Source organism: Aliivibrio sifiae (assembly GCF_002954705.1).
Classification (GTDB): Bacteria; Pseudomonadota; Gammaproteobacteria; order Enterobacterales; family Vibrionaceae; genus Aliivibrio; species Aliivibrio sifiae_A.
Window position 1 is genome coordinate 1,441,717 of sequence record NZ_MSCO01000002.1, and the last position, 7,546, is coordinate 1,449,262.

Below are 7,546 nucleotides of genomic sequence, written 5' to 3' on the forward strand. Positions count from 1 at the left end.
CCAAATGACATTATATAAACAGCTAGTATCATGGATGACAGCCGTCTTTTTAATATTAATGATCTCTGTCTTTGCCATTGAATTTTTTAATACAAAAGCATTTTTGGAAAACCAGCAACGCTCGGAAGTAAATAATAGTATCAATACTGTTGGTTTAGCACTAGCCCCATATCTAGAAAACGAAGATAAAGTTGCTGCTGAATCTGTTATTAACGCTTTATTCGATGGTAGTTATTATTCTGCTGTACGTTTAACGTTACTCAGTACTAATGATGAGATAGTTAGAGTTTACCCATTAAGAATAGATACAGTGCCCCAATGGTTTTCTGATCTGCATTTATTTCGTGTTATTTCAGAAAATCGTACTATTACTAGTGGCTGGTTACAGCTGGCAGAAGTAGAGATTGTGACTAACCCTGCTTATGCTTATCAACAGTTATGGTTGGCATTCACGCAGCTACTAACTACTTTTGCAATCATTATGTTGGCCGGCGTTATTATCATTGTTTTTGTTGTTAAGAGGGCATTAGCACCATTACAATTAATAATTGTGAAGATGAAAGAGGTTTCTGAAAATAATTTTAGTAATGAATTAGAGAAACCAAAAACGAAAGATCTTGAAGCTGTGATTGTTGGTATAAATTCCATGTCATCTCAAATAGCACAAAGCTTTAAGTCCCAAGCAAAAGAAGCAGAGAAGTTGAGAGATAAAGTTTATCTTGATCCTATTTCAGGATTAGGAAATCGAGCTTTCTTTATGGCTCAACTTAATACTTGGTTATCTGAGTCAGCTAAAGGTGGTATTGCTTTATTTAGAGTTAATTTTATAAATAAAGTGTATGAAGAAGAAGGTTATGAAGCTGGAGATGAAAAAGTTAGAGAGCTTGCGGATTTGTTAAAAATCACACTGCCTTCAACAAATGTCATCCTTACTCGACTTAACTCTTATGAATTTGGTTTTATTTTTCCAAATATAGAAGAAGAAGAACTGAAATTAGCCGCAGAAAATATTATTGCGTATACCCAAGATATTAAAGGTGATCCAACAGCTACTGCCCCTATTGATGCTAATCTTGGTGTTGTATTTAATGAATCAAGAAAAACAACAACAGATATATTATCGTTAGCTGATAATGCTCTAACTCAGGCTCATACGAGTCCAGAATTACTCTTTGGTTATATTGCAGATGAGAGTGAGCATGAGTTAATGGGTAAACAACAATGGAAACAATTTGTTGATGAAGCGATAAATGAGCATTTGTTTGATTTTACATTGCAACTAGCGACAACCCGCGATGGTGCTGTTTTTCATCAAGAAGTATTTTCTGCTATTGAAAAAGATAATCAACGATACTCTGCTAATCAATATTTATTTGCTCTTGAACAATTGAATGAAACAACTTCTTTTGACCAGTTTGTTATTCGTTCTATGATTGAGCGTATTGTTAGCGGAGAAATAACTCAACCAGTTGCTATTAACTTAGCGAATCGAAGTATTGAGGATCCAAGTTTTGTTCGTTGGTTAACAAACTCATTGAAAAAGCATAAATCAATTGCACAGCTACTTCACTTTGAGATCCAAGAAACGTCATTTATTGATAATGAAGATCATACTGCATTATTGTGTAATGTGATTCGTTCATCAGGTTCTGAGTTCGGTGTTGATAATTTCGGACGAAATTTTGAATCATTAGAATATATAGAAACGTTCAGGCCTAAATACGTGAAATTGGATTATTTATTTACTCATCAACTTGATGATGAAAAGCAACGTTACATCGTTGCTTCTATTTCTAGAACTGCTCAAAATTTAGGGGTTATTACTATTGCGTCACGAGTTGAGAATAAAGAACAACTTGAGCTGCTCTCTGAACATCATATTGATGTTTTCCAAGGCTTTTTTGTTAATGAAAAAGTAAAAGGTGAATAAAATGAAAGATTCATTACTGCATTCACTATGCTACGTTGGCCGCTATTATGGCCAAGTTAACTCACCTGAGGCTTTGATAAATGGTTTACCCTTACAAGATGGTAAATTAACGCCTTTTCTTTTCTCTCGTGCCGCAGAGAGAGCTGGATTAGTTGCAAAAGAAAATCAAACTGAATTGTTAAAAATCCCTCAACTTGTATTACCTGCAGTTCTTTTACTTAAAGGCGGTGAATCTTGTGTATTAATTGGTTTTGATGCTGATAATGAACATGCTGAAATAATAACCGCTAGCTCAGGAATGATGCCGATATCGATCTCAATAGAGGAACTCTCTATTCAGTATGTTGGTCGGTATTTTTTGTTAAAAAAGCAATTTAGATATGATGACCGATCCCCTGAAATATTAAAGAAGCGGGAAGGGCATTGGTTCTGGAGTACTTTGTTTGAATCTAAACACATCTATCGTGATGTGTTTATCGCGTCTATATTGATTAATATTTTTGCTATTGCAACACCAATGTTTACACGGTTAGTCTATGACAAGGTTGTTCCTAATTTAGCTTTTGAATCATTATGGGTATTAGCGTCTGGTATTTTTGTAGTCTTTATTTTTGATTTTATTTTGAAATATGTTCGAGGCTATTTTATTGATGTTGCTGGTAAAAAATCAGATGTATTAATTTCATCTAAATTATTTCAAAAAGTATTAGGCATTAGGATGGAGGCTAGACCTCCGTCTGTTGGTGCTTTTGCGAGACATTTACAAGAATTTGAGTCAATCCGAGAGTTCTTCACTTCAGCTACGATAGCTGCATTGATTGACCTGCCGTTTGCTCTATTATTTTTGTTTGTGATTTATCTTGTTGCTGGCCCTATTGTTCTTGTTCCAATTGTCGGTATTGTTTTGCTATTGATCCATGCTGCAATTATCCAAGGGCCTTTGAAGAAGACAATAGAAGAAGGTTCTCGACTTGCCTCGCAAAAATATGCCAATTTAATTGAAAGCCTAGTTGGTTTAGAAACATTAAAGATTTTTAATGCTCAGAGTCAATTTCAATATAAATGGGAAGAAGCGGTAACTCATATTTCAAATTGGAGTATCAAAAGCAGACGTATTACTGATTCAATTCAAAATATGGCTGGCTTTGTACAGCAAGCGGTTAATATCGGGATGATTATTGTTGGTGTTTATCTGATTGCTAATGGTGATTTAACTATGGGGGCATTGATTGCTTCAACAATGCTTAGTGGCAAAGCCATTGGGCCATTAGTTCAAATATCACTGTTATCTACACGTTATAATCAAGCTAAATCATCAATGACGATTATTGAGCAATTGATGGCAATGCCTGATGAACAAGAAGAAGAGAAGCGTTATATCCATCGCCCGATACTTCAAGGAAAAATTGAACTAGATAAGGTGAATTTTAGTTATCCAGAATCTCAAATTTCAGCGGTTAGAGACATTAGCCTTACGATTAATCCTGGAGAAAAAGTAGCCATTATTGGCCGAATTGGCTCAGGAAAAACAACGTTAGAGCGCCTTATTATGGGGTTATATCAAGCCACAGAGGGTTCTGTTCGAATAGATGATACAGATATCTCTCAGCTTCATCACGTTGATGTACGACGCAATATAGGCTGTGTACCGCAGGACATTACCCTATTTTATGGCTCTATTAGAGAAAATATTATTTTAGGGAGAGAGTTGTCTGATGATGCTGAAATGATGGATGCAGCAAACCGAGCTGGTGTTACTGCATTTACACAGCAAGATCCTGCTGGATTAGAGCGCCAAGTTGGAGAGGGGGGGTTATTACTTTCTGGTGGTCAGCGTCAATCAGTTGCGATTGCTCGAGCTCTTATTGGACGCCCACCTGTCTTATTATTAGATGAACCAACAAGTAGTATGGATAATCGTTCTGAGATGTTATTTAAGAACCAGTTATCACACTTAAAGCCGTCTGAAACCTTAATTTTGATCACTCATAAAACGTCAATGCTTGATGTCGTTGACCGTATTATTGTTATGGAAAAAGGACATATCATCGCTGATGGGCCTAAAAATCAGGTCTTAAATGAGTTGAAAACAGGAAAAGTAAGAGCGGTTAGTTAGTTATTACTTTAATAAAAAAGAGGCTGTGAATTCACAGCCTCTTTTTTGTCTACAATACTGTTATTTGCGTTCTATTTTTTCTTGCGTGTAAAGATATTCCATTCATTTACAACGTCACCTTTAAAACCAACAACAGTAGCAACAACACGACGGTTTAAAGCATGGCTAACAGCAGAATCGCCTTTTGCTGTTAGTAGGGTATCTCCAAAGCCTATGGTTTCTATTCTATCTGGTTCTACGCCATATTCGATTAATGCAACTCTGACTGCTGATGCTCGTAACTCTGAAAGACGAATATTATATTCAGCATTACCTTGTTGACTTGCAAAACCTTGCAGTTGGATTGAGGCTTCTTTATATTCATTTAAGAATTCAGCCATCGTTCTAATTTCACTTTTAAAAATAGGTGAAATTTCAGATGAGTTATTTGCAAAAAGAATTTTAAGGTCTTTTTTATCTGAATGTTCGACGTATTCAGCACAGCCATCATTGTCAATTTCAGCACCTCGAGGGGTTCCCGGGCAAACATCTCTTGCGTTAATTACGCCATCGTAATCATCGTCTCTTAGATCGGCAATTTGATCGGATTTTGGAGTTTCAATGTAATCTTTATCTCCAGATACACAGGCAGTTAAAAAAAGAGACGTAATAAGTGTTGGGTAAATTAGATTTTTCATTCTTATTTCTCCTCTTCTTCAGACTTGTTTGGATTCCATTCTTTTGGTGTATCTATCAATAATGAAGGTATAAGTGTGCCTGTTGCATGTAAAACTCTAAATTTTGCAAATTGTTCAGAATAATGGGCATCTAAATAAGACTTACGAGCTTCAAACAATTCATTTTCAGTATTTAATAAATCAAGTAATGTACGCTTTCCTATACGATATTGCTTCTCGTATGCAATAACGGTGTCAGAGGCGGCATCAACATGGTCTGCTAGAAATTCTTTTTGCTGTAGAGTTAAATCTAAAGCACTCCAAGAAAGGCGAAACCCTTCTTCAACATTACGATAAGCACTGTCACGAAGGTCTTTTGCCATATTTAATTGATATGCGCTTTTATCTGAAAGGGCACTGTCGCTACCACCGTTATATAAATTATAGCGCATGCGGATCATGGCAGAAAACTCATCACTATTTCCTTCTATACCACCAGCATCATCACGCCATGTTTGAGCAGCTTCTAACGAAAAGGTTGGATAGTTTGTACTTTTTGATTGTGCATATTGATATTTAGCAGCTTGGATATCTGATTGTGCAGTCAAAATAACAGGATGATGCTCATAAGCTCGTTCGATACCTTCCTGCAAACTTAGAGGGAGAGTATTAGCATCTGCTCGAGGATAAATTAGTGCCTGAGGTGGAGAGCCTACAATTTGTGTAAATACAGTATGTGTATCAAATAAGTTATTCTGAGCTGCAAGTAGGTTACCGTGAGCTCTAGCAATACGTGCTTCTATTTGCGATACATCAGCAGTAGAACCAATTCCAGAATCGGCTCTTTTTTTAATGTCTTTGTAGATTTTTTTATGAATAGCAAGATTACTTTCAGATAGAGCTAGAATTTCAGTTGCTTTTACTGCATCCAAATATACTTGAGAAACGTCTAATGCTTTATTTTCAGCTAAAGAAATTAGTTGTAAACGAGCTGATTCTGCTTCTGCATCAGTTCGATCCATATCATTAATTGTATTCGAACCGTCCCAAATTAATTGGGTTAAGGATAAGGTCGCATCTTTACGTGTGAGATCTGTATCATTTCCACTCGCTGGGTTGATCTGCTCATAACCAATACCTGCATCTAAGTCAATTGATGGTAAATAGTTTCCAGAGACGCTATCATTATCCGCCACAAAACTTAGATAAGCATTATATGCTTTCTTTACTTCAGGATTGGTTGTTAGTGTTTGTGATATTGCTTGCTCTAACGTTTGTGCTTGAGCTGATACACTCAAAACTAGCAAGCTACTGTAAGTCGCAAGTTTCATCCATTTCAAAGTGTTTCTCCTAAATCACTGAATCCTAAAAATAGAAGCAGTGAGCATGACATTTGGTTTAAAAGTAGCTAGTTTGTAGTGATACAATTATCATTACTGTATGTATTTTTGTTTTTCAATATCAAAGAAATGCTACGTGATATCTATTTAAAAAGCAAAATTTAACTTATTGAAAACTGATAAGTTAATAGTTTCTCATATTAAAAGAATAGTTAACTTAATGAGGTTTTTAAAATCACAATATAAATTTAAATAAAAAAAGTATTACATATAAGACTTTGATCAGGTTTTTTATGTTAATTACATTCGGAATATGTATATCTAAGTATTTCCTTTGTATAAAAATGGAATTAATCTCATATTTTGTGATCTGGTTAGAATAATTGAGAATAAAATTGATTTTGGACGTATTTCTCTCATTGTTTTCTATTTTTTTCGTATGTGGTCGATTTGTTGCGTATATGATAAAATTAATGGGTATTGTGATTGGCTTAGCTTTAATGGATGCCTTTTGATTATAAATGGATTTGGGAATTAATATCATGGCTCTAATGACATCAGAAAAACAGATCATCACTATTGATAAAAACGGTAACCTGAAATTGATTAATTCGGGTGAGCCGATACTGCCTGGTGACATTGTTATAGAGTATGAATCAGGCGAAGTATCTGTTGATTTGGCTGATAATTCTGAAAAAAACAATGATATTAATAACATACTTAACGCTATCGCTAGCGGTGAAGACCCTAGCGTTATATCCGAAGCTCCTGCTGCAGGTGAAGAGGGGGGATCGAGTTTAACTGCCTCTACTGAGATTGAGCGCATAGGGAAAAGTACGATTGCAGAAACTAATTTTGATACATCCTCACTCGAAACCATTGGTTTATCAAGAATTCAAAGTTTAACGTTACTAGAACAATATAAGTCTTTTAGAGAGACTGGTGATTTCCAAATAACGATCCCAAATAATGAGCTAATTAAGTCTGCTCCTAGTATTTTCATTGCTGAAATTGATGAAAATGGTGTGATTAATGAAGAGCGAGTGGAAAACGGTATTCAAATAGATATTACATTACCTGAAGGGACTGAGGGCGGTGACATAATTGAGTTGAGTGATGGTACAGGTACTGTGGTTGGAACGCATTTAATTACAGAAGATGACATTACGAGCGGTAGTGTTGAAATTACAGTATCAGCACCTAAACCAGATGGAAGTTATGAATACGTAGCTGAGATTACAGATCCTGCTGGTGATATAGGCCCAAGTTCTAATAAAGTAGAATTTGAGTTAGATACATCAGCGGATGCAGGCACCGTAACGGTGGCAGATATCACGGCAGATGACGTGATTAATGCAGCCGAAAGTGGGCAAGTGATTGCGGTGACAGGTACAGCAACGGGTGGCGACATCAGTGAAAACGATGTGGTCACCATGACCATCAACGGTACTGACTACCAAACCACGGTTGATGAAAACGGCAACTGGAGTGTCGATGTTGCGGG

5 protein-coding genes are annotated in these 7,546 nt (G+C 36.0%); 3 read left to right on the top strand and 2 right to left on the bottom strand.

Annotated features, from left to right (window positions below; all coding sequences use genetic code 11):
- The first annotated feature begins 4 nt into the window (after positions 1-4).
- Together BTO22_RS17350 and BTO22_RS17355 are read left to right on the top strand one after the other, a co-directional pair.
- Positions 5-1,930, top strand: coding sequence for a bifunctional diguanylate cyclase/phosphodiesterase (locus BTO22_RS17350; protein WP_105056541.1), 1,926 nt, complete (start codon positions 5-7; stop codon positions 1,928-1,930).
- A gap of 1 nt (position 1,931) precedes the next feature.
- Positions 1,932-4,046 carry a type I secretion system permease/ATPase gene (locus BTO22_RS17355; RefSeq protein ID WP_105056542.1) on the top strand — a complete coding sequence of 705 codons (2,115 nt, stop codon included), beginning with the start codon at positions 1,932-1,934 and terminating at the stop codon, positions 4,044-4,046.
- Positions 4,047-4,117: 71 nt separating this feature from the next.
- On the opposite strand, the gene BTO22_RS17360 is transcribed toward BTO22_RS17355, so the two are convergent.
- Together BTO22_RS17360 and BTO22_RS17365 are read right to left on the bottom strand one after the other, a co-directional pair.
- Positions 4,118-4,723 carry an OmpA family protein gene (locus BTO22_RS17360; RefSeq protein WP_105056543.1) on the bottom strand — a complete coding sequence of 202 codons (606 nt, stop codon included), beginning with the start codon at positions 4,721-4,723 and terminating at the stop codon, positions 4,118-4,120.
- A 2-nt stretch (positions 4,724-4,725) separates the two neighbouring features.
- Positions 4,726-6,033 (bottom strand): TolC family outer membrane protein, encoded by a 1,308-nt coding sequence (locus BTO22_RS17365; RefSeq protein ID WP_181044693.1) that lies wholly within the window; start codon positions 6,031-6,033, stop codon positions 4,726-4,728.
- Between the two features lie 551 nt (positions 6,034-6,584).
- Between BTO22_RS17365 and BTO22_RS17375 the strand changes: the two genes are divergently transcribed.
- Positions 6,585-7,546: Ig-like domain-containing protein (locus BTO22_RS17375; protein ID WP_146107552.1), on the top strand; the 962-nt coding region annotated here is incomplete at its 3' end.

What these genes read in the sequence shown, in the direction of transcription:
- BTO22_RS17365 (WP_181044693.1), bottom strand. Translation starts at nt 6,033, where the DNA reads ATGAAACTTGCGACTTACAGTAGCTTGCTAGTTTTGAGTGTATCAGCT.
- BTO22_RS17350 (WP_105056541.1), top strand. Translation starts at nt 5, where the DNA reads ATGACATTATATAAACAGCTAGTATCATGGATGACAGCCGTCTTTTTA.
- BTO22_RS17355 (WP_105056542.1), top strand. Translation starts at nt 1,932, where the DNA reads ATGAAAGATTCATTACTGCATTCACTATGCTACGTTGGCCGCTATTAT.
- BTO22_RS17360 (WP_105056543.1), bottom strand. Translation starts at nt 4,723, where the DNA reads ATGAAAAATCTAATTTACCCAACACTTATTACGTCTCTTTTTTTAACT.